The organism is Bradyrhizobium sp. SZCCHNR1015 (genome assembly GCF_032489875.1).
In the GTDB taxonomy this organism is placed as follows: domain Bacteria; phylum Pseudomonadota; class Alphaproteobacteria; order Rhizobiales; family Xanthobacteraceae; genus Bradyrhizobium.
In genome coordinates, this window is record NZ_JAUEYW010000008.1 from 278,226 (window position 1) to 301,295 (window position 23,070).

A 23,070-nucleotide genomic window follows, 5' to 3' on the forward strand; every position below is an offset into this window, starting at 1 on the left:
AGCCGGCTCGCCGGCTGGGCCACGCTTTCGGCACGCCGCTCAAGGCCCCGCGCGAGCAACGGCGAGCTCCGGCCGGGCCGCGCGTGCCAGCAATGCGGCAAGGAGATTCAGCAGATCCGCCTGCCGGCTATGGATGAAGAAATGGTCGCCCGGCAACGTGTCGCGGCCGAACGCGCCGGAGGTCTCGGCCCGCCACGCCTCCAGCGCCTCGGCGCGCGTCTCGTCGAGATCGCCGCCGAACACGTGCAGCGGACAGGGCAACGGCTGGCGCCGCTGATAGACGTAGGTCCCGCACATCAGGAAGTCGGCCCGCAGGATCGGCAGCGCGCTGCGCATGATCTCCATGCTTTCGAACGCCTCCGGCGGTGTGCCGTTCAGCCTGAGAAGCTCGTCGCGCAACGCGTCGTCGCCGAGCGGCTCGCGCCAGCGGCTGCCGTCGCGCACGGCCGGCGCTTCCGTTCCGGACACGAGCAACATCTGCGGCCGCGGCGCACCGCGCGCGAGCAGCCGGTGCGCGAGCTCGAAGGCGAGCAAGCCGCCAAGACTGTGCCCGAACAGAGCGTAGGGCTGCGCCAACGGCGCCCCGATCAGTTCGGACGCGAGCTGATCGGCCAGCACGGCCGCATCCGTCTGCAGCGGCTCGTCCATCCGCGCCCCGCGTCCTGGAAGCTCCAGCGGCAGGACCTCGATCCAGGACGGAAGACCTCTCCTCCAGCGCGCGTAGACCATGGCGCTGCCGCCGGCATGGGGCAAACAGATCAGCCGCATGGCAGCCATCCTCCCTCGCTTCAGGATTCGGCAGAGGCCTGCGTGTTCTCCTGCATGAATTTCCGCAGCGAGAGCGGCCGCATGTCGGTCCACACCTGTTCGATATGGTCCAGACATTCCTTCTTGTTCCCGGTGACGCCTTTGGCCGTCCACCCGTTCGGAATGTCCTTGAATGTCGGCCAGATCGAATATTGCTCTTCGTGATTCACGACGACGGTGAAGGTGACGTCGTCCCTGTCGAAGACCATCATGACCGGCTACTCCCTACTAACAAGCGACGTTGATGAACTACGAGTAATGCAGTTGATAATGACAGTCAAAAGGATACCGCCGATCGAAGTTTTTAATCTCTCCAAGGTGACACGCGGGTGACGACTCAACATCTGGATGCATCGGCTTTAAGTCGGTGATTCCGGCGGCTCTACAGCAATTGCCGTGTAGTTCAGTGTTGCATCACGCTCCATTCGCTTGCCCGCCTTGGCATGCGCGCCACGGACCGCACGCTCTCCGTCGAATGGACATGCAACTCTACGCGTCGCTCCAACTAACCAAGCCGCCGCACATCTGCCGTGCGGCGGCCTGGTCGCCCTCATGTACGTCGACGCTTCAGAAGTTGAACGTCGTGGAAACGAGGTAGGTGCGCGGCGCGCCCAGCGTGATCACGCCACTATAGGCGGACGCCCAATAGGTCTTGTCGAACACGTTCTCGACGCTGGCGCGAACGATGATCGGCTTGCCGTTCCACGGCGAGGTGAACTTGTAGCGCGCGCCCAGGTCCACCCGCGTCCAATCTGGCAACGAGAGCGTATTGGTTGCGTTGACATATTGCGCGGCCGTGTAGACGACCCGGCCCGTCAGGGTCAGGTCGCGTGCGAACGGCGTGTCCCATTCGGCGCCGAGGTTGACCGTCAGTTCGGGCACACCGATGGCGCGCTTGCCGTCCGTCGTGCCGCCTTGCGTCTTCTCCTGCACGCCGTGGGTGTAGGCCGCGCCTCCGAGCAGGCGCAGCTCCGGCGTGATCTCGCCGAACACGTTGAACTCAGCTCCGGTATTTCGCTGCAAGCCGTTGAGCACCTGGGCGGGCAATGCCACCCCTGCCGTTGCGACGCTGATGATGCTCGGGCGCGAGATGTCGAAGGCGCTGAGCGTCGTCGTGATGCGGCCGAAATCGACCTTGATTCCGGTCTCCACCTGCTTGGTCTGCCCGGGTGGAAACACCGTGCCGACATTGCTGAAGTTGCCGGTGACGACGGCCGGGGTCTGCAAACCCTCGATATAGTTGGCGTAGAGCGCGACCTGCTGGACCGGCTTGATGACGAGCGCATAGGCCGGCGTCCAAACCGAGGTGTCCGCGAACGGCCTGCTCGACCCCGGCGCGACGAAATTCGTTATCTCGGTCCCCGCGGTCTGGCGGCGCGCACCGACGGTCAGCTGGATCCTCTTGTCGAGAATGGACATCGTGTCGGAGACGCCGACGCTCCAGAGATTCGCGCCGACGATCTGATTGGCTGCCAGCGTCGACGAGAATCCCGGCAGCGCGATGTTCGAGGGATCACGATAGAGATTCCAAGGCGTCGCCGCCGACAGCGTCCCCGTGACCACACGCTGGGTATAGGTGCGATCGGTGACGGAGTAGCCGACATTGATGGCGTGGTTGACGGGCCCGGTGTCGGCGGTCAGCCGAAGGCCGGCTTCGCCCGCCAACGTCTCATAGGTCTCGCTCCCCGTAAGCGGGGTTCCGGTGAGAACGCCGTTATTGCCGAGAACCGGCGACGTATAGCGATAGTTGATGTTGCTGTCGTGATAGCCGAACCCTGCGTAGGCCGTGATGTGATCGCTGAGATCGACCTCGCCCTTGACCGTCGAGAAGAAATCGGTCGGCGCATAATAGGCCCACGGCATCTGGAAGTTGGTGCCGGACGGCGGCGGCGACGCGATGCTGGTCGTGGTCGGGCCGACCGTGAAGAAGCGAAGCGGCGGATTCAGCTTGTCCGCCTGATAGCCGATATCGGCATCGACGCGTACGTTCTCGCCGTGATAGTCGACCGCGAGGTGAGCATTTCCGAACTCGTCGGTCTGGCGGTCCCACGGCGTATTGCCGTTGGAATACTTGCTGTTGAGACGGACGCCCCACTCCTTGTGCTCGCCGTAGCGGCGGCTGACATCGACCTCCTCGCCGAATTGCGATCGCGACGCGAAGGTCGCCGTGAGTTGCGTGATGTCGGTGTCGGGCGCGTGCTTGGTGATGAGATTAACGCTGCCGCCGACCGCACCGCCGCTCGAGGCGCCGGTGCCGCCGACCGTCATGCCGTTGAGCAGAGCCGCCGGCCCCTTGAGCAGCTCGACCCGCTCGATGAAATTGGCGCCCGTCGAATAATACGGCGCAATGCCGGCGAGGCCGTTCAAGGCGTAGTCGCCGCTGTCATAGTAGAAGCCGCGGATGAACAGGCTGTCGGCGCCGCCGCCGGCCGCCTGGATCGTCCGCACCGAGGGATCGTTGATCAGCACGTCGCGAATCGTGCGGGCCTGCTGGTTCTGGATGAGCTGCGAGGTGAAGCTCGTCTGGTTGAAGGGCGTGTTCATGACGCCGCGATTGCCGAGGAGTCCGAGGCCGCCGCCGCTGGCGACCTGGCCGCCGGCATAGGGCGACGGCGGCGCGCCGACTGTTCCCGTCGACGGCGTCACGTAGGCCACCGGGGCGGTCGGCGGCAGGTTGCGCGGCGCGACGCGGCGCTGCTGAGCGGCTCGCGTCGCGGTCGCCTGCGGTCTCGAGGCGGTCTGCCGGACTTTCGGCTTCGGCGCGTCGACGGTCACGTCGGGGAGCTTGGTCTGCGCGAAGGCCGGTTGAACGCCTCCGACATTCAGCGTGAGCGCCAATGAGCTCACAAGTCCCAACGACATCGTCAATCCAACGTCTTTATCCAAAATGCGACAAACCATCCTGACACCCCGATCATTCCAAGTTCCAACTCGGCTCGTCGGTGGTCCTAACACACAGGTATTTGAGGATGGCGTCGCGCGACGTAGAACCCGTCTAACGAGCGACAGTCTCGCCGAATCGGTCAGCTCAACAGATTGCCGCTACTACGAGATTTTTTTCCCGCCGCTTCTTTGAAGCCTTCCAAAGAAGCGCATGTCGCGCGGAAGGCCGACGTGATCGTGTCGGCTGATACAACTCAGGACACCAATCGTCTCGAACTCATCGAAATCATTTCGATCAATCGTACGATGATAACTAATCACATTGCCACTTTTGAATCAATCTTTGCGTTCAAATGCGCCGCATCTCCGCCGCGCCGCGCGCAGATCGGAGAGAGCATCGTGACCGTGGTATCTGTTTGTTTCCGGGGCGGAGAGACGCCGCTCGCGGCGGCGCTCACTGCGCGAGACCGATCACGCGCCGCCGACGCAGCGTGCGGCCATCGCGATGACGCGGCGCGCGAGAGAAGACGCGTAAGAGAAGAGATGCGTGGGATCGTTGGCCGGCCGAGCGCGTAGTCCCGCGGCCCGGATCGAGGTCAATGATGCGGGGCGTCTTCCGCCGACCGGCGGCGGACGTCAGCGCTCAGAGCGGCCCATCCTGCGTTCCGGCCTTCGCGACGCGGCTCCTTTTCGTGCCGTAGGCGAGCGACAGCAGGATCGGAATCGACAGGCCGAGCCAGCACAGGCCATCCCACAGGCCGTCGCCGAACAGTCCGAAGGCGAGCCCGGCCGCGGCAACGAGGCCGATCAGCAGCGGCGCACGAAACACCTGCCAGGTCGAGAGTTGCGCGACGCGGGAGGAGGGCGTCGCCGAGGCAGCGGAGGAGCTCATGTCGACACCACTGCCGGCGCGGCCGATGCCACGACACCTGACGCCTTCCTGCGGAAGCCCCAGCGCTTGGCGGCCCACAGATAGAGTCCACTGCACAGCACGATGATCGTGATCACGTCGAGAACGGCCCAGATGATCTTCAGCGGCAAGCCGCCGTAGTCACCGAAGTGCAGCGGCCGCGATACCTGCAACGCGGTGAGGTACCAGGCGAGCTCGGGCACGACCATCTTGCTGCTGTCCTGGGCGTCGACCAGGACCGGCTTGAACATGCGCGCGGTGAACGGCGTGCGGCCCTTGGTCCAGATCATCAGGTGCTGCGGGCTGCCGAACCGCGTCGTCGTCGGCAGGGTGATGGACGTCACCAGCCGGTCCGGGAATGCGGTGCGGACGGCGCCGACGGCGGCCTCAATCGACTTTGCTTCCGCCAGCGGCTTGCCCTGATAGGGCGCGAGCAGCGCCGGCATGGTCTTTGCGCGCCAGAGGTCGAACAGCGGCACCGCCAGCGTGTTGATGGTGCCGGTCAGACCGACCGCGAGCGCCCAGCTCACCGTGACGATGCCGAGCAGATTGTGCAGGTCGAGCCATTTCAGCCGCGCCGAGCGATCCCGCACAGTGCCGAACTGCAGGCGCCGCATGAAGGGCCAGTAGACGACGACGCCCGAGACGATGGACGCCGCGAACACCAGTCCCATCAGTCCGAGAAAGAGCTCGCCCGGCAGGCCGGTGAACATGTCGCGGTGGATGCGCAGGATCACGTCCATGACGTCCTGATGCGGCGCCTCCTCGCCGAGCACGACGCCGGTGCGCGCATCAACGGTGAGCCGATGAAACTGCCCGGGCACCGGAATGGCGGTCGGCGACATCGCGACCACGATCAGCGGCTCCGCCTGCTTCAGGCTCACGAACAGCGCATGCTGCTGCGGCAACTGCTGCTTGGCCGCCGCGATCAGGCGGTCGAGCGGCAGCAGCGGCGTGTCGGCCGGCATCGCCGGCGCGGCGATCTCGTCCTCGAACAGATGATCGATTTCCTCATGGAAGATCAGCGGAAGCCCGGTCAGGCACAGCATCAGCAGGAAGATCATGCTGATCAGCGACGTCCACGTATGAACCTGAACCCACAGCCGCATGCGCTCGAACCCACCCTTCGTCATCGACGTTGCACGTGTTGAGCCGAACGTCCGGCAAGAGAAGGGCCGCAGCAAACTGAATCGATCTAAAGCCGTTGGAATTTCTTTAAAGTAGCGCGCCTGTCTGCCGCAACCAGCGGAGCTGCAACGTGAATTTCGATCGCACCTCGCACCATCGATGCCCGGCGGGGGCGCGTCTCACCGCCGCGACGTCGCGCGCCGACGTCGCTGCTGCCGATGTCTCGGACACAGTTCGAATCGTTTCCGCGCATGGCCGCGCGGAATGCAACCGGCTCCGGCTGCATCCGACGATGCGCCAGAGCCGGGCCACGGATGAGTTCCCGCCTCAGAATGGGTAGTGCCGCTCGCCGGTCTGCACCGTGATCCAGCGCAGCTCGGTGAACTCGTCGATCGCGGCCTTGCCGCCGAAGCGGCCATAGCCGGAGGCCTTGACGCCGCCGAACGGCATCTGCGGCTCGTCATGCACCGTCGGCGCGTTGACGTGGCAGATGCCGGATTCGATCCGCTTGGCGACAGCGATCGCGCGAGCGATGTCGCGGCCGAACACCGCCGACGACAGGCCATATTCGGTGTCGTTGGCGACGCGCACGGCCTCGTCGACGCCGCTGACGCGCACGACGGTGACGACGGGACCAAAACTCTCCTCGCCATAGATGCGCATCGCCGGCGTGACGTGATCGACGATGGTCGCGGGCATGATCGTGCCGCTGCCGCGGCCGCCGGCCGCCAGCACCGCGCCCTTGGCCACCGCGTCCTCGATCAGGCCGCCGACACGGTCGCAGGCGGCGGCGCTGACCAGCGAGCCCAGCACCACGTCGCCCTTGCGCGGATCTCCGTAAGGCAGGCTGTTGGCCTTGGCGGCGAACTTCGCGACGAATGCATCCGCCACCTTGTCGTCGACCACGATGCGCTCGGTCGACATGCAGATCTGGCCCTGGTTCATGAAGGCGCCGAACGCGGCAGCATTCACCGCGGCGTCGAGATCGGCGTCGTCGAGAATGACGAGCGGCGCCTTGCCGCCGAGCTCGAGCAGCGCGCGCTTCAATTGCCTGGCACAGGCCATGGCGATGAGACGGCCGACGCGGGTCGAGCCGGTGAAGTTGACACGGCGGATCGCGGGATGGGCGATCAGCGCCTCGACCACGGCCTGCGCATCCTCGGGCGCGTTGGTCACGACGTTGACGACGCCGTCGCCGAGACCGCCTTCGGCCAGGCACGCGCCGATCAGCCGATGCACGCCCGGGCTCATCTCCGAGGCCTTCAGCACCACGGTGTTGCCGCAGGCGAGCGGCATCGCCACCGAGCGGACACCGAGGATGACCGGCGCATTCCACGGCGCGATGCCGAGCACGACGCCGACCGGCTGGCGATGCGCCAGCGCGATGTTGTCGGGCACGTCGGTCGGAATCACCTCGCCCGCGATCTGCGTCGTCATCGCCGCGGCCTCGCGCAGCATGCCCTCGGCGAGATGCACGTTGAAGCCGGCCCAGCCCGCGGTGGCGCCGGTCTCGGCCATCATCAGCGCGACGAACTCCGGTGCATTGCGCGCCAGCGCATCGGCTGCCGCATTGAGCCGCTTGCGGCGTTCGCCAGGGCCGAGCCGGGACCACGCCGGAAACGCCGCCGCGGCGGCATCGGCGGCGCGCAGCGCGTCGTCGATCGACGCCGCCGCGACGATGGTTGCGATCTCGCCGCTGATCGGATTGAGGCGCTGGAAGGTGCGCTGATTGGTGGCGGACTGATCCTTGCCGCCAATCAGGAGATTGATCGCGTTCATGGAAGACTCCCGGATTCGCTGGAGGTTGCTGGAGATTTCGGCGCGCGCGACTGGCCGAGATAGGCGCGCTGGATGTCGGGATTGTTCTTCATCTCGGACGCCGCGCCTTCGCCGGCATTGCGCCCCTGCTCGATCAGGTAGACGCGGTCGGCGATGTCCAGGCTGGCGCGCGCGTTCTGCTCGACCATCAGGATGCCGACGCCGTCGCCGCGGATCGTCTTGAGCGCCCGGAACACCTCGCGGCTCAAGAGCGGCGACAGTCCGAGCGACGGCTCGTCGAGCAGCAGCAGCTCGGGCCGCGACATCAGCGCGCGGCCGATCGCGACCATCTGCTGCTCGCCGCCGCTCATGGTCCTGACGGCCTGGCTCATGCGCTCGGTAAGGCGCGGAAACAGTTGCAGCACGTGCGCGAGCCGCGCGGCCTCGCCGTCGCGGGCGCGCGCCGGATAGGCGCCGAGCTGGAGGTTCTCGGCGACGGTGAGATCGCCGAAGACGCCGCGGCCTTCCGGCACCAGCGCGATGCCGCGCTCGACGATCAGATGCGGCGCGAGCGAGGCGATGTCCGTCCCGCCGAGCCGGATCACGGCCCCGGGCGACGGCCGGATCAGTCCCGCGATCGCCTTCAGCAGGGTCGACTTGCCGGCGCCATTGGCGCCGAGGATGGCGACGATCTCGCCGCGCGCGACCTCGAGCGCGACGTCGGTGAGCGCCTGGTGCTTGCCATAGGCATGCGACAGCCGCGCGATCTCAAGCATCGGGCTCTCCGAGATAGGCCGTGATCACGGTGGGATCGGCGAGCACCTCGCCCGGCGTGCCGCGCGCGATCACGACGCCCGCGCTCATGACCACGCAGCGGCCGCACAGCGCGCGGATCGCATCCATCACATGCTCGACCATCACGATGGTGATGCCGCGGTCGCGCAGCGAGGCGATCAGTCCGATGCCGGTCTCCAGCTCGGTCGGATTGAGCCCGGCCAGCCATTCGTCGAGCAGCACAACACGCGGATGCAACGCCAGCGCGCGGGCGAGCTCCAGCCGCTTCTGGTCGATGTAAGTGAGATCGCCCGCCAGCATCTCCGCCATGCCATCGAGGCCGACCAGGGCGAGCAGCTCATGGATCGATTCCGCGGCCGCACCGGTCTGGCGCGTGCGGAACAACGCCGACGCCGCGACATTCTCGGCGACCGTCAGGTCCGGCATCACCCGCACCAACTGGAAGGTGCGGGCAAGCCCGAGCCGCGCGATCCGGTGGGCGGCCATGCCGTTGATGACGGTGCCGTCGAAGCGGATGGTGCCGTCCGACGGCACCAGCGCGCCAGAGAGCATGTTGAGCAGCGTCGTCTTGCCGGAGCCGTTGGGACCGATGACGCCGAGGATCTCGCCGGCGCGGACGTCGAGACTGACCTTGTCGACGGCGCGCAGGCCGCCGAAGGATTTGCCGACGGTCTCGGCGATGAGCAGCGTTCCGCCCTGCTCCGGCTTGGCGCCGGCGACCTTGGGCTCGCGCCGCCAGACCCGATCGACCACCCCGATCACGCCCTTCGGGAGCGCCATCACGATGCCGATGAAGATGAGGCCGAGCACGATGCTGAAATGGTTCGGCAGCGCGGCTGTCAGCACCTCGAACAGCAGCACCAGCGGGATGACGCCGAGCACCGGGCCGATCAGCGAGCCGGCGCCGCCGAGCAGCGCCATGATCACGACCTGGAACGAGATCATCGGATTGAACGCGATCGCCGGATCGATATAGGTCCAGCGCGGCGCCATGATCGCGCCGGTCACCGACATGAACATCGCGCTGAGGATGAAGACCCCGAGCTTCACCGCCGTCGCATCGATGCCGGAATGGCGCGCGGCGGTCTCGTCGGCGCCGATCGCGCGCAGCGCGAGGCCATAGCGCGAGCGCGTCAGCAGAAAGCCCGTGAGGAAGACCAGCGCCGTCAGCGCGCAGAGCTGCCAGTACAGCATCTCCTGGGTGATGTCGCTGAACAAATAGCGGCCGACCGATTTGTGGATGTTGACCTCGTACCAGATCACGAGCTGGCGGATCAGCTCGGCCAGGCCGAACGAGAAGATGATGAAGTAGATGCCGGACAGCCGCAGCGTCGACAGGCCGGTGATGGCCGCGACGACGGCGCCGACACCCGCAGCGGTCATCAGTTGCAGCGGCCAGCTCAGCGTCTCGCCCGTCGCCGCCGCCGTATAGGCGCCGATGCCGAAGAACGCAGCCGTCGCCAGCGAGACGTAGCGGGTCGGTCCGGAAAACATGGCCCAGGCGGTTGCCAGCACGGTGAAATAGAGAATGCTGATGCCGAGCGCGAGATAGTAGCCGTTGGCATAGAGCGGCAGCGTGACCGCTGCGGCAACGCCGACGAGCCCGATGCACCAGGCGAGAATCTTGCCAGGGCTGATCACGACGCCGCCTTTCCGAACAGTCCGGTCGGCCGGATCAGCAGCACGGCGAGAAACATCGCAAACGTCGCGGCCAAGGTCAGCCCGGGATCGACCAGCCGCGCCACCGCGGTCTCGACGACGCCGAGCAGCAGCCCTGCGGCCAGCGCGCCCATGACATTGCCGACGCCCCCCATGATCACGACCACCAGCGCCTTCATCGTGAAGACGACGCCCATCGAGGCGTTGAAGGTGAGGAACATGCTGACGAGCACCCCGCCGGCGGCGACCAGTCCACCACCGAACGCAAACGCCAGTCCTGCGAGCCAAGCGACATCGATGCCGACGAGCCGCGCGGCATTGGCATCGACCGCGACGGCACGCACGGCCGTACCGATCCTCGTCCGCGTCAGCGCGAGATAGACGCCGGTGCCGATCAGCGCGGCGAAACCGAGCGCCACCAGCCGGTTCACCGCGAGCGTCGAGCCGAGCACCGTCACGGGAATGGAGAGATAGCTGTAGCTGTAATACTGCCCGCCAAAAGCGACCAGCATGATGCCCTGGATCACGAACAGCACGCCGAAGGTGACGAGGATGCTGTCGACCTCCTGGGCACCGGCGTCCTTGCCGCGGCGGATCAGGCGCTGCAGCAACAGCCTGTAGAGCAGCCAGTTCAGCAGTCCCGCGGCGGGCATCGCCAGCAGCAGCGCCAGCAGCGGACTCAGTTGCAGGCCGGAATAGAGCGACAGCGTGCCGAACGCGGCCGCGACCAGCGACTCGCCATAGGACAGGTTCATGATGCGCGCCACGCCATATTGCAGCGTCAGGCCGAGCGCGATCAGGGCATACATGCCCCCCAGCACCAGACCGGGCAGCAGGATGTCGAACAGCAGCATGGGATGGTGCCTCTTGCGCGAGGCCCGCGGACGCGCGCATTGACGCGCGTCCGCAAGCTCACGACCTCGTTCCGGCTATTTCCACTCGGGCTTCGGCACGACCGCGGCGCGTGCGCCGGGCAGCGAGGCCGGCGCCAGGGCGTAGAACTCGCCGTTCTGCCACTGGCCGACGCTCCAGACCTCCTGCAGCAGGCCGTCCTTCAGCTTCACCTTGCCGATGATGGTGTCGAAAGAGCCCTCGCGGATCTCCTTGGCGACCGCGGTACGGTCGACCTTGCCGACCTTCTCGATCGCCTGCTGCAGCACCTGCAGGCTGGCATAGGTGATCGGGCTCGCCCAGCGATCCGGCTCCTGCCCGGTCGCCGCCTTGTGGCGGGCGAGATAGTCCTTGAGCGCGGGCGCGTCGGCGTTCCAGCCGCCGATGCCCATCACGCCGTCGCTGCCCGCGCCGAACTTGCCCTTGAACAGCGGGAACGCCGTGCCGACGCCGACATAGAAGACCTTCGGATTGTACTTGAGCAGTTGCGCCTGCTCGGTCAGCCCGATCGTATCCGGCGGATAGCTGAAGGCGACGAAGGCATCGGCGTTGCTCGCGATCGCATCCTTGAGCAGCGGCTGCAGGTCCTGCGAGCCCATCGGATAGGTCTTGTCGTAGGCGACGGTCAGTCCGGCCTTCTTGAAGGCCTCGCGCCCGGCGGCGGCCAGCTCGATGCCGAACTGATCGGCGACGCTGACCATCGCGACGGTGCCGCCGATCTTGCCCTCGCTCTTCAGCTTGCCGAGCAGCTCGGCGAGCCCGTTGGAGATCTGCGCCGACGTGCCGAGCCAGAAGGTGGCATTGGCCCAGCGCTTGGCGAGCTCTGGCGCCTTGTCGGTCACCGACGTCACCGCGAGATGCGGATAGCCGAGCCGGTTCAAGGTCGGACCGACCGCGAGGTTGAGACCGGTGCCCCAGGGCGGCAGGATGAAGTCGACCTTGTCCTGGTTGGCGAGGCGCTCGATTGCCTTCACCGCCTCTTCCGACGAGCTGCGGTCGTCATATTCGACGATCTCGACCGGCAGCCTATTGTCGCCGAGCTTGATGCCGCCGGCCGCGTTCACGTCCTTCACCCAGAGCTGATAGTTGGGCAGCGTGGTGATGCCGGCGCCGCCGGCATAGGGGCCGGTCTTCGAGATCGCATAGCCGATGCGGATCTTGTCCTGCGCCTGGGCCTGCGCGGCCGATACGGCAAAGCCGGCTGCGATCGCTGCCGCTCCCGCGATCCGCAGCACCTGACGACGGTTGGTCGAAGTCATCTCTCTGTCCTCCTCCCATGTTCACGCGCGCGGACCGCGCGGGTGAATCGGTGACGTTCCTCTGCCCCGGCGTCGTCCGCGGTTTTTTGTTTGCGGTCGTCGGGACTTGACGAGGGAAACACCGCAGGCTTGGGTGACGCAATGGACAGTTCCGGCAAAAGAGTGCACTTTTCTGGGGCGACGGCTGCGCGTAATGCCGCGCCCCGGACGCTGCCGCCGGTGGCTCGCGGCACCCCGACAGCGCTCGGCGCCGAAGCCATTCCCACGCATTTCGAGGCACGGCGCTGGGCCCTGCGCTCGGATGCCGCGCGGCCGTTCGTCCACCTGCTCTGCCTCTCCGCCGGGGCTGCCTCGGCGCGCTTCGCCGATGACGAAATCCAGACCTGGTCCGGTCCGGCGCTGGTCTGGCTGCCAGCGGGAGAGGCCGAGCATCTCGACGTCGCGGCCGGCTCGGCCGGCCATCTCCTGCGGCTGAGCTCCGGGCTCTGGCACCGCCACCTGCCCTCCTCCGCCGAGCCCGCCTATCTCGACCTCGCAGGCACCGAGGCCGTCCTGGCCTTCTCGGTCACGGCCGAGTTCGCCGCGGTCATCGCGCGCTCGATGGCGGCGATCGCAGCCGAGATCGAAAATCCGTCACGGCGCGGCGCGGCCTCGATCACGTCATCGGAGCTGACCCTGTGCGTGCTGCGCTTCTGGCGGCTGTTTGCCGACGACAGCGCCGGCGAGGCGCAGGGCTCCAGCGCCGAGATCCTGAGCCGCTTTCGCCGGCTCGTCGAGGAACGCTTTCATCAGCAACTGCGGGTCGCCGACTACGCTGCGCTGCTCGGCGTGACGCCGGATCGCCTGCACGCGCTGTGCACCCGGGTGCTGCAGCGGTCACCGAGCGCGCTGATTCAGCAACGCGTCATTCAGGAGGCGGCGACCCGGCTCGAAACCACCACCGCGACGATCAAGCAGATCGCCTTCGCGCTCGGCTTCAAGGACAGCGCCTATTTCAACCGCTTCTTCGTCAGGCACACCGGCCAATCACCGGGCGCGTGGCGCAAGGGCGTTTCGTCGCAGCGGACCAAAGGCCAGTCGCGGGCCATCCTCAACTTCGCCGACTGGCCGTGACGGAGCGGCGCAGCCAGGCGCCTCGGTCGTCCTCCTTGTCGGTCCAGGACGACGCGTCAGCGTCGGACCAGAAAATCCCGAGGTTCGGACGGGCGGCGCAATCGTTGGATGCTCGATGCGCCGAGAAACTGATTTCCGCTGCGCGATCAAGCTGGTTTGGCCTGTCCAGTCCCCGCGCCGAAAATATTCCTCTTTCGTTTTTCCGAAAATCATGGTTCTATTCCTACATCCCGTCTCGAGCTGAGGGGCGTATCGCGGTCGTCACGACATGCGAGGCGGGGAGCGGTGGGCGTGGTGGATTGCAGCGCGGGTTGCTCGCGCCGACGAACAATTCGCCACGCACGGTCAAGTCGCGCGGTCCTGATATCCCGATGCTGATATCAACTCACGTCGAGGCCCTGGCTTCGCGTGGGGATGGTGGCCAGAAAGCCCGGCGCACCAGGGAGAACGCGAAGCAGCCGTTCAACCATCGCGCAGGGAGGGCCGGGTTTCCGGCTGACCTGTGGTACCTGCCGCCTGCATTTTTTTCGCAGGCGGGCCACGGGCCTCAGTCGAGGTCCGGCCTTCCCTGCGCCCTCACGCTTTCCGAGGGCCTCACGACGCATCACCCGGACGGGCCATCCGCCGCGGGATCGCGCGATCATGCGCGCCTTTCCGCAAGCGAGGCGGCCTGATGCTTCCACATTGATGTCAAATCGTCGCAGGCTTGAACGGTCCCGCCGGCATCGAGGACACCCGAGGGAGCCGTCCGACATCGTTCCCCCCTCCCCGGAGCGACCGCGAGCAATCCGGCACCGTTGCTACTCTGCCACGAATGCGCTATGAGTTGAACATGATCAGCCGGTCCTGGTCGCACTCGAAATGCCAGTACCGCAAACCGATGCTTCGCGCTCGGCGCGCGACGTCGGTCGATACGGGCGCCGCGATCGCGCCCTCATCGCAAGCTCCGCGCTTCGCGCTCATTCGCATTCCGTAGTCGTGTCCGGGAGCCCGAACGCAGATGGATTGTGAAACCTGTGGTCGGCCCAATCCACCGGGCTCGGACGTCTGCGGCGGGTGTGGCGGGGCGTTGCGACAGCCGTCATCCGATACGACGACGAGCTCGCGCCTGCTCGGCATGCATCGCGCCGAGCGGCGGCAGGTCACGGCGCTGATCTGCGATCTCGTCGGCTCCGTCTCGCTCACGGTCAGGCTCGATCCGGAAGATATGACCAGCGTCATCGACGCCTTCCTGACGACCTGCGAAAACGTCATCGGCCACCATGGCGGCGCCATCACGCAATATGCCGGCGACGGCGTGCTCGCCTATTTCGGCTATCCGCGCGCGGGGGAAGACGATGCAGCCACCGCGATCCGCGCCGCCATCGCGCTGCGCGACGCCGTCGGCCGGCTCGAGGCCCCGCATGGACAGAAGCTGCGCCTGCGCATCGGCATCGCCACCGGCCTCGTCGTGGTCAGCGACCTCATGCCCCGCGCCGACGGCCGCCCGGTCGACATCGTCGGCGAGACGCCGAATCTGGCGGCGCGGCTGCAATCGATCGCCGCCCCCGACAGCATCGTCGTGGCCCGGACCACCGAGCGCATCGCGCGCGGCATGTTCGACTTCCGCGATCTCGGCACGTTCGCGCTGAAGGGATTCGCCGCACCGGTCGAGGCGTTCGAGGTGCTGGAGGAAGCCGCCGTCGCGAGCCGTTTCCACGCCCGCATTCGCGGCGAAAGCTCCCCCCTGGTCGGGCGCGACCAGGAGCTGGCGCGTCTGTTCGATTGCTGGGCGGCGGCGCGGTTCGGCAGCGGACAGGTGGTGCTGCTCCATGGCGAGCCGGGCATCGGCAAGTCGCGGCTGGTCGAGGAGCTGCGTCGGCGCGTGGCCGACGTCTCCCAGCTCCAGATGATCTGGCACTGCAGCCCTACCCGTTGTGACAGCGTGCTGTATCCGATCTCGGAGCAGCTCGCGCTCATCGCCGGCTTCGACCGCTCCGACGGCGCAGCGACGCGTCGCGACAAGCTCGATCGCTTCATGAACGCGCACGGCGTCGGCGACGCCACGGCGCGCGCCGTGCTCGCCGATATCCTGGGCGTCGCTCCCGAGCCGGACAGTCCGCTGCAGACGATGACCGTCGAGAAGCGCTCGGAAGTCACGCGGGAGACGCTGCTCCGGCTGATCGACATGATGGTGCCGACCGGGCCCGCGCTGCTGGTGCTGGAAGACGCGCATTGGAGCGACACGACCACGCTCGAGCTGCTCGATCGGGCGATCCGGCGCGCCGCACAACGCCGCTGGCTGATCGTGGTCACGGCCCGGCTCGAATATGAGCCGCCCTGGGCCGCGAGCCCGCAGGTCACGCGGCTCCCGCTTGGGCGATTGAGTCACGGCGACGCCGAGCGGATCTGCAGCCATGTGGCCGCCTCGGCCGCGCTGCCGGCAGCGACGCTGCGCCAGATCGTCAGCCGTGGCGAAGGCATTCCGCTATTCCTGGAAGAGCTGGCGAAGTACGTCGTCGAAGCCTCCGCGGCGCCCGCGCGGGACGGCCATGCGAGCGTGGCCATTCCCGCCTCGCTGCAGGACTCCCTGGTTGCGCGGCTCGACCGATTGGGGCCGGCGCGCCGGATTGCCAATCTCGGTGCCGCCATCGGCCGCCGCTTCAGCTACGATCTGTTGTCGGCCATCGTGGCGGAGCCCGAAGCCAGGCTCGGCGAGAGCCTGGATCAGCTCGTCAAGTCCGGCCTCGTGGAGAGCAGCGGCGCGCCGCCCGACGGCCTCTACACGTTCAAGCACGCGTTGATCCGCGACGCCGCCTACGAGTCCCTGCTCCGGCGCGAACGCCAGACATTGCATGGCAGGATCGCCGCGGTGCTGCGCGATCGCTTTCCCGAGACGCGGGACACCGAGCCGGAGTTGCTGGCCTACCATTTCACCGAGAGCGGCGCGATCGCCGAAGCCATCCCGCTATGGGCGGCCGCGGGCCGGCGCGCCGCCTCGCGCGCCGCGCATGTCGAAGCGGCGCGACATCTGCAAACGGCGCTCGACCTGCTGCGTCATCAATCCGCCGACGGCGAGCGCGCCGACTTGGAGCTCGAGCTCCTGATCGGGCTTGCCGTCAGCCTCGCCGCCTCGCGCGGCTACACCGTGGCCGAGGTCGGCAAGGCGCTGTCCGAGGCACGGGCGATCTGCGACGCACTCGGCAACACCGCCGGCCTGTTCGCCGTGCTGCGCGGCATCTGCAGTTTCCTGATCATCGCGGGCGATCTCGACGGTGCCGAGGAGATGGCGCATCTGTGCCTGGGAATCGGCGAGCAGACCGGCCTTCCCGAGCACCGCATCGAGAGCGGCGTTGCGTTGGGCTACATTCTCTTCGCCAGAGGCGACCTCCCCGCCGCGCGCCGGCTGCTGGCCGCCGCGGTGCAGCTCTATCAGGCGTCGGACGGCGCGCGGCTGCCGCAACTGTCCTCGCAGGATCCGCTGGTCGCCGCCCAGGCCTCGCTGCTGCAGGTGCTGCATGCGATGGGCGACGACGCTGGTGCGGCCGCGGTCGCCAGCGATCTCATCGCGCATGCGCGCCGGCTCGGACGTCCGTTCGACCTCGCCTGGGCGCTGTCGTGGCTCGCCTTCTATCAGCTCGCACGCGGCGACTACGAGGATGTCCTCCTCGCCACCGAGGAGGCCCTGAACATCTGCCGCGACCATGGCTATCCGCTCTATCAGCTGGTGGCGGGCAGCCTGCAGGCGCACGCCCGCGGCCATCTCGGCAGGAATCCAGACGAGGCGCTGGCGGCGGCGTGCGAGGCGTTGCCGGCGTTCCAGACGCTCGGCATGATGCATTTCTCCTGCTTCTATCTCGGCGAGGTCGCCGGCCTGCAACTGATCGTCGGCAACACGGCCGAGGCGATGCAGACGATCGATGCGGCGATCGACGCCGCGCGGCGCTATGGCGACGGCTATTTCCTGTCGCCGCTGCATCGGCGGCGCGCCGAGATCCTGGCCGCCGTTCCGGATCATGCGCCGGGCCAGGTGACGGCCGCGCTGCGCGAGGCCGTCACGGTGGCCGAGGCGCAGGGCGCGGCGGCGTTCCTGCGCCGGGCGGCGGCGCGGCTCGCCGCCGTCGATGATGACGCGCCGAGGCGACAATCGGCGTGACGACCTGTTCAGGCCATGGGGGTGGCCGTCGCGACGGTGAAGTCGATCTCGGCCCAGATGCGCGTGGTCGCGGTCAGGACGAGCTTGCCGTCGACGGGCGTGCCGAGCCCGAGGTCGCGAATGAACGGCAGGCTGTCGAGCGCGCTCATCTCGATCGTCCAGTTGCCCGATTGCAGTTGCCAGCTGCGCAGCGCCGTCAGGTCAAGCGCGCCGTTCAACAGCGTCTTGTAGCTCGCCGCGGTGAGACTGTCCGCCGACCGCGCCTGCTTGAGATAGAACACGGGAATCGGCAGGCCCCAGACGCCGCCCAGGAACGACGCCATGCCGGGCCCGGTCGTCACCTGCTTCAGCCGCTCGTCGTCGGCTCCGGCACAGAGCCGCCGGAACGCATCCGCCGGCGAGGCCACCGCGGTCGCGGTCGGGGGCGATCCGTCCGTGCCTTCGATTCGGATGACGCGCTGCTGGCAGGCATGGGCATCCGGCCCGTAGCAGGCAATCGCCAGCCCCGAGACGTCGAACGGGTCGTTCGATGGCGCGCTGGCCGGCTGGACGATGGTCGCGTGATATTTGGGAAAGCCCCAGACCTCCTGCCCCGCAACCACCGACCAGGCATTGTCGACGAACAGATAGGCAGGCACGAAGCCGATCGATTTCGGCAGCAGGGCACCCCGCTCATAGCTGCCGACCAGGAGCCACAGCCCGATATCGGTCTCGGACATCGTCCCCTGCTCCGCGAATGGCGGCGTCGCGGCCTGGCTCTTGCGCACCTGGATGACGTTGACGAACGCCATGTCCAGCATCACGCGGAACTGGTCGCGGCCCGCGACGCGGTTGAAGGAGCGGTCGAGGAATCGCTGGCAGGCACCGAGGTCGGCCGGCACGGCGAAGCCGTAGAAGGTCGAGTCGTTGCAGAGATAGGGCGCCGGCGGAAGCGTGATCCATCCGGCGTAGTTGACATAGGCGTTGGTGATGTAGGGTTCGGGACTCATCGAGACGATCGGAATGTAGACGCCCGACAGCGCCGACGCCGCGGCAAGGCCGGACATTGCCGCGACCTCCACGCATCCGGCGTTGATCTCAGGCACACGGGTCCAGTCGCCGGCGAGGAAGAGATTGTCGTAGCCGGACTTGCCGGGCTCCATCCGGTGCCGCAGCGTGCCCGGCAGGCTCAGCACATAGCGTTCGCTCGGATTGATGTTGGCGCGCCAGAACTGGAAATCGAGCCGCGCCGATCCGCTGATGTCGCTCGGCGCGTGCAGCAGATCCCAGCGGAACGTGCTGCCGCTGCCGATGTTCGTCCACAACGTATCGAGCCAGGACGTCATCCAGTCCTTCGATGCGTTTTTCACATAGTCCGCCGCCAGCTCCTCATTGTCCGGCGCGCTCTTGTCGCTCATGATGGCACAATAATAGGCGATCGAGCGCGGCCCCGGCGCCGGCCAGTCCTCGGCCGGCAGCAATTGCGACATGTCGGAATAGGTGTCCAGCGGCGGCTTGCAGGTGGTGACGATCGGCCCCATCGTCTCCAGCGACGGTCCAGGCGCCACATAGGGGCCGCCGAGATCCCCGACCGGGCAGTCGAGCCAGAGCTGCAGCGCCATGGTGCGCACGGTTGGGAGATTGCCGACCATGTCGGCCCAGGCCGGCTTCTGCTGCACCAAGGGCCGGCAGATCTCATCGAGCGCGCCGACCGCGATGCCCAGCACCACCTGGTCGAAATCCTGGCCGAGCTGCAGGCTGAGACGCGCCGCCGGAGGCGGCTGCGGCGGGTTGGGAGGACCATAGGCGTTCTCGAAATTATAGCCCTTCAGCGCGTAGTACTCGCCGTTCTCGATCTCTGTCCATTTGGGCTCGGACGGCCAGCACCAGTAGTTCTTCACCAGGACCAGCGGATCATATTTGCCATCGACGAACTCGACCTGCTTGTCGATATGGATGGTCGCGATGTTGCGGCCGTCCTCGGTCGGCTCGAGACTCGTGACCTTGTGGAAGAACTTGAAGTTCACGCCGCGCCGCGCCAGCAGCTGGTAGATCGGGGTGCAGATCGTATCCCCCATGCCGACGACGGACTTATAGAAGAACGCCCCCTTGTAGGTGAAGAACAGCCGCAGCAGTCCCTGAACGGCCGAGCAGGCCGACACCTGCTGCTCCGACGGCTCGCGGGAGCCGCTGCGAAAGGCGAAGATGTACTCATAGAGAGCGGTCACGATGGCGTTGTTGGCAGCCTCTTCATCCTGCTGCGCCAGAAAGCTGCGGAATTCGAACCTGTCGAGAACCTCCAGCCCATCCGTCAGGCAGTCGTTCTCGATGATGCCGAGCAGCATGCAGATGCCGAGATTGGCGAGGATCAACAGCCGGCGCAGGCCTTCCTCGAGGCCATCGATCTTCTGGTGCTCCTTGACGATGCCGCGGAACGCATGGAGAAGCGCCGCCATGTCGCCCTGGGCATCGCGGCGGATCGCTTCGACGTCACTGTGCAGCTTTTCGCCGACGCGGTGAGCCAGCAGCAGCAGCGGATGGCCCTTGCCATTGGACGGGACCGCCGCCAGCCGGGCCTGCCGCTCGGCGGGCATGGCGGCGATCGCCTTCGTCAGTTCGGCATTCAGGTCACCCGGCCAATCCTCGAGATAGTAGTTCAGGTTGAAGATGATGCTGGCGATGGTCCGCAGCAGCAGGGTCGAGAGCGGTGGCACGATGTTGTCGGCGGGCGCCCACAGGCTATCCCGGCCGGGATAGACCGATTCGTCGACATCCGGCTGAAACCAGAATGGCCAGGGCAGCCATTGGCCGTCGGTATACTCGGCGTAGAAGATCTCGTTCTGCCGCTTGAAGGCATCATCGATCGTCCTGATCGGGTCGCTCGGCGGTGCATCCAGTGCCTTCAGCGCGGCACGCAGGATGGTGAAGGCGTTCTCGTAGAAGCCGGCCCAGATATGCAGCCCATGCTCCTCGATGCGCTGTCCCTGCTTGGCGTTGCGTCCGCTGGCGGTCTTGCCTCCGAGACGCCAGCCGAGCTGATACAAGGTGATCTCGTAGAGCTCGCCGCGCGGATCGATCTCGCTCAAGGCAAAGGCCGCACTCAACGCGCCGATGCCGCCGCCCAATATCGCCACGCGGGTCTTTCTTGCTGCCATGTCGATGATCCTGCCCTGACCTCGGACGTTCTCGCCCGGGCGAGCCGGAACGACGTCGTCCATCGGCGCACGAGTCCGCGGTCCGCGCGGCCCGTGCGGTTGAATGACATTCGGTACGATGGGTTTACAAAATCGGCGCCGCGCCCAGTTCAATCCGCGTGGCGATGCAATGAGGATGCATCGAATACCTATCACAATCTCCACGCGATCATCAAGCGGCGCAAGATGCATCGGCGACATCGCGTGGTGCGGCGACGACGGAGACCATCGCATCCATCCCAGCCCGTCACTTCGCCATCTCAACTTTTGCGAGAAATTCGGCTTATCGCCACCACCCACAAGGACCAGGCCCGGATCACGAGCCGCCGTCGATCAGGCCAGATCCGAATGCAGATCGCCGGGCCCGTCGAGAAACAGCGGCAGCCGCACGACGATGCGGGCGCCGCGCGGCGCGTCAGTGATCTCGATGCTGCCACGATGCGCCTCCACCAGCGTCCGCACCACCGCCAGTCCGAGCCCGGCTCCTCCGGTGCCACGATTGCGCGACGTGTCCAGGCGCGTGAACGGCTCAAGCATGGCCTTGCGCTGGTCGCCGGGAATCCCGGGCCCTTCGTCATCGACCGTCAGCACGGCGTGCTCCGGCTGGCGTTGCAGCGAGACATGCGCAGCCTCGCCATATTTGAGCGCGTTGTCGATGATGTTGGCGACGATCCGGCGCAGCGCGACGCGGTCACCGAGCATCAGCAGCTCGCGTCCATCGCCCGCATGGTCGAGACGCACCCGCGCCCGGTGCGCACGGCGATCATCGACCTCGGCCCGCACCAGCTCGTCGAAGGCGATGAGCTCCTGCGGCAGCTCGCCGGCCCCCGCCCGGCTCGCGAGCAGCGCGTCGTCGAGCAGACGGATCATGTCGGAGATATCGACCACGGCGCGCTGCCGCTCGGCGTCGTCCGGGATCTGGTCGATACGCAGCCGCAGCCGCGTGGCGAAGGTGCGGACGTCGTGAGCAATGCCGCCGACCAGCGCCATGCGCGCCTGCATCAGATCGGCGAGCCGGTCCTGCAGCCGCCCGAACGCCGTGACCACGGCGCGCACCTCGGGCGCGTTGCGGCGGACGTCGGGCAGTGGCACCGCCGCTCCGCCGAGGTCAACCCGGTCGACGGCGGCGGCAAGACGTGCCAGCGGCCGCGTCTCGCGCTGCATGATGAGAAGCGCGAACAGCGCGACCACCGTTCCGAACAGGCCCGCGCCGAGTCCGATCGGCAACCCCTGCTGGGTCAACACCAGCGACGAGCGCGAATCCACGACGAGCACGTCGCCGCCGTTCAGGCCGATGCGGAACTCCAGGGCATTCTGCGGCGCCCGCGAGAGCCGCGGAAACCACCGCCCCTCCGGCTCCGGCACGGAGGTGATGGCCAGCGGGCGCGCACCGAGCGCCTCGGCATAGGCCTCGCGCAATCCGGACCGGACCGGCGCGGGCTCCGTCCGCGGAAGCCGGACCGCCGCGTCGGCCCCGACCAGCCGGACCTCGAAGCGGTCGGAGGACACGGCATCGACGACCCGGCCCCGCTCCGTCCGGGGCGTTCGCTCGATCAGCTCGGCGAGCGCGGCCAGCCGCATCGGCAGCGGCGTCGCGCCTTCGAGCTCCGCGGTACGGGCGCGGTAGAACCGCGCCAGGGTGACGATCCAGATCGCCAACAGGCCGATGATGACGATGAGGCCGATACGCATCGCAAGCGTCAGCCGCATCATCACGCCACCGGCCTCACCGTCGCCGTGAACAGGTATCCGCCGTTGCGGACGGTGGTGATCAGGTTCGTTCCCGGGCTTGCGGCCTCGAGCTTGCGCCGCAACCGCGAGATCAGCATGTCGACGGTGCGGTCGAAAGGCTCGGCGGAGCGGCCGCGCGTCCAATCCAGGATCTGGTCTCGGCTCAGCACCCGCCGCGGCCGCTGCACGAAGCAGGCGAGCAGGTCGAACTCCGCCGAGGTCAGCTGGATCGGCGCGCCCTGCGCATCCGGGATCTCGATGCTGCGGGCATCAACGTCGAGCACGAAGCGGTCGAAACCGAAACGCCGGCTCGCGTCTCGCGGCGGGCTCGCCTGGGCGCGCCGCAACAGCGCGCGCACGCGGGCCAGAAGCTCCCGGGGCCCGAACGGCTTGACCATGTAGTCATCGGCGCCGAGCTCGAGCCCGACCACGCGATCGATCTCGTCGCTTTTGGCCGACAGTATCAGGATGGGAATGTCGTCGCTCTGCCGCAGCCGGCGGCAGATCGAAAGCCCGTCCTCCCCCGGCAGCATCAGGTCGAGAATGATGAGATCGGGCCGCAGCCGCCGCAGCACGGCATCCATCGCCGCCGCCGTGGCGGCGACCTCGATCTCGAACCCTTCCCGGCGCATGAAATCGCTGACGAGCCGGCTGATCTCCGGGTCGTCCTCCACCATCAAAAGCGTGGCCGCAGGCATGCTCATCGCCAGGACTGATGCCCAAAACCCGCGGCTTGGCAATGGTCCGGCGACGGCTGTTACACACCGTTACGCCACGGCCAAAGACCGAGACGCAGGCGAGCGGGACGCCGGTATCCGGCGGGAGAAG

General features: G+C 67.1%; 16 protein-coding genes. 3 read left to right on the forward strand and 13 right to left on the reverse strand.

Going from position 1 to position 23,070, the window contains the following annotated elements:
- Positions 1-39: 39 nt before the first annotated feature.
- From QX128_RS16030 to QX128_RS16040, 3 genes are all read right to left on the reverse strand, one after another.
- On the reverse strand, positions 40-768 hold the full coding sequence (locus QX128_RS16030) for a thioesterase II family protein (protein ID WP_316237916.1): 729 nt from the start codon (positions 766-768) through the stop codon (positions 40-42).
- Between the two features lie 20 nt (positions 769-788).
- Positions 789-1,019 carry an MbtH family protein gene (locus QX128_RS16035; RefSeq protein WP_316237917.1) on the reverse strand — a complete coding sequence of 77 codons (231 nt, stop codon included), beginning with the start codon at positions 1,017-1,019 and terminating at the stop codon, positions 789-791.
- A 355-nt stretch (positions 1,020-1,374) separates the two neighbouring features.
- A complete protein-coding gene (locus QX128_RS16040) occupies positions 1,375-3,669 on the reverse strand; it encodes a TonB-dependent siderophore receptor (RefSeq protein ID WP_316237918.1) in 2,295 nt (764 codons plus the stop codon).
- 252 nt (positions 3,670-3,921) lie between these two features.
- Here QX128_RS16040 and QX128_RS16045 point away from each other — a divergent pair, with 252 nt between their 5' ends.
- Positions 3,922-4,266, forward strand: coding sequence for a hypothetical protein (locus QX128_RS16045; protein WP_316180539.1), 345 nt, complete (start codon positions 3,922-3,924; stop codon positions 4,264-4,266).
- 67 nt (positions 4,267-4,333) lie between these two features.
- On the opposite strand, the gene QX128_RS16050 is transcribed toward QX128_RS16045, so the two are convergent.
- From QX128_RS16050 to QX128_RS16080, 7 genes are all read right to left on the reverse strand, one after another.
- A complete protein-coding gene (locus QX128_RS16050) occupies positions 4,334-4,582 on the reverse strand; it encodes a hypothetical protein (protein WP_316237919.1) in 249 nt (82 codons plus the stop codon).
- Complete coding sequence (locus QX128_RS16055) at positions 4,579-5,709, reverse strand: PepSY-associated TM helix domain-containing protein (RefSeq protein WP_316237946.1); 1,131 nt, start codon at positions 5,707-5,709, stop codon at positions 4,579-4,581. The genes QX128_RS16050 and QX128_RS16055 overlap by 4 nt, the downstream gene beginning before the upstream one ends.
- 346 nt (positions 5,710-6,055) lie before the next feature.
- On the reverse strand, positions 6,056-7,507 hold the full coding sequence (locus tag QX128_RS16060) for an aldehyde dehydrogenase (RefSeq protein WP_316237920.1): 1,452 nt from the start codon (positions 7,505-7,507) through the stop codon (positions 6,056-6,058).
- Entirely contained in the window at positions 7,504-8,262 is a 759-nt protein-coding gene (locus QX128_RS16065; RefSeq protein ID WP_316216154.1) for an ABC transporter ATP-binding protein, read from the reverse strand. The genes QX128_RS16060 and QX128_RS16065 overlap by 4 nt, the downstream gene beginning before the upstream one ends.
- A complete protein-coding gene (locus QX128_RS16070; protein WP_316237921.1) occupies positions 8,255-9,922 on the reverse strand; it encodes a branched-chain amino acid ABC transporter ATP-binding protein/permease in 1,668 nt (555 codons plus the stop codon). The genes QX128_RS16065 and QX128_RS16070 overlap by 8 nt, the downstream gene beginning before the upstream one ends.
- Positions 9,919-10,794, reverse strand: a complete 876-nt coding sequence (locus tag QX128_RS16075; RefSeq protein WP_315752511.1) for a branched-chain amino acid ABC transporter permease — start codon at positions 10,792-10,794, stop codon at positions 9,919-9,921. The genes QX128_RS16070 and QX128_RS16075 overlap by 4 nt, the downstream gene beginning before the upstream one ends.
- Before the next feature lie 75 nt (positions 10,795-10,869).
- A complete protein-coding gene (locus tag QX128_RS16080) occupies positions 10,870-12,090 on the reverse strand; it encodes an amino acid ABC transporter substrate-binding protein (protein ID WP_316237922.1) in 1,221 nt (406 codons plus the stop codon).
- A gap of 219 nt (positions 12,091-12,309) precedes the next feature.
- Here QX128_RS16080 and QX128_RS16085 point away from each other — a divergent pair, with 219 nt between their 5' ends.
- Together QX128_RS16085 and QX128_RS16090 are read left to right on the forward strand one after the other, a co-directional pair.
- Positions 12,310-13,203 (forward strand): helix-turn-helix domain-containing protein, encoded by an 894-nt coding sequence (locus tag QX128_RS16085; RefSeq protein ID WP_316237923.1) that lies wholly within the window; start codon positions 12,310-12,312, stop codon positions 13,201-13,203.
- Positions 13,204-14,272: 1,069 nt separating this feature from the next.
- Complete coding sequence (locus tag QX128_RS16090; RefSeq protein WP_316237924.1) at positions 14,273-17,338, forward strand: ATP-binding protein; 3,066 nt, start codon at positions 14,273-14,275, stop codon at positions 17,336-17,338.
- 8 nt (positions 17,339-17,346) lie between these two features.
- Here QX128_RS16090 and QX128_RS16095 read toward each other — a convergent pair whose 3' ends face one another.
- The 3 genes from QX128_RS16095 to QX128_RS16105 form a co-directional block, all read right to left on the reverse strand.
- Positions 17,347-20,472 carry an NAD(P)-binding protein gene (locus QX128_RS16095; RefSeq protein ID WP_316237925.1) on the reverse strand — a complete coding sequence of 1,042 codons (3,126 nt, stop codon included), beginning with the start codon at positions 20,470-20,472 and terminating at the stop codon, positions 17,347-17,349.
- Positions 20,473-20,844: 372 nt separating this feature from the next.
- Entirely contained in the window at positions 20,845-22,224 is a 1,380-nt protein-coding gene (locus QX128_RS16100; protein ID WP_316237947.1) for an ATP-binding protein, read from the reverse strand.
- Positions 22,224-22,946 (reverse strand): response regulator transcription factor, encoded by a 723-nt coding sequence (locus QX128_RS16105; RefSeq protein WP_316237926.1) that lies wholly within the window; start codon positions 22,944-22,946, stop codon positions 22,224-22,226. The genes QX128_RS16100 and QX128_RS16105 overlap by 1 nt, the downstream gene beginning before the upstream one ends.
- Between the last annotated feature and the right edge of the window lie 124 nt (positions 22,947-23,070).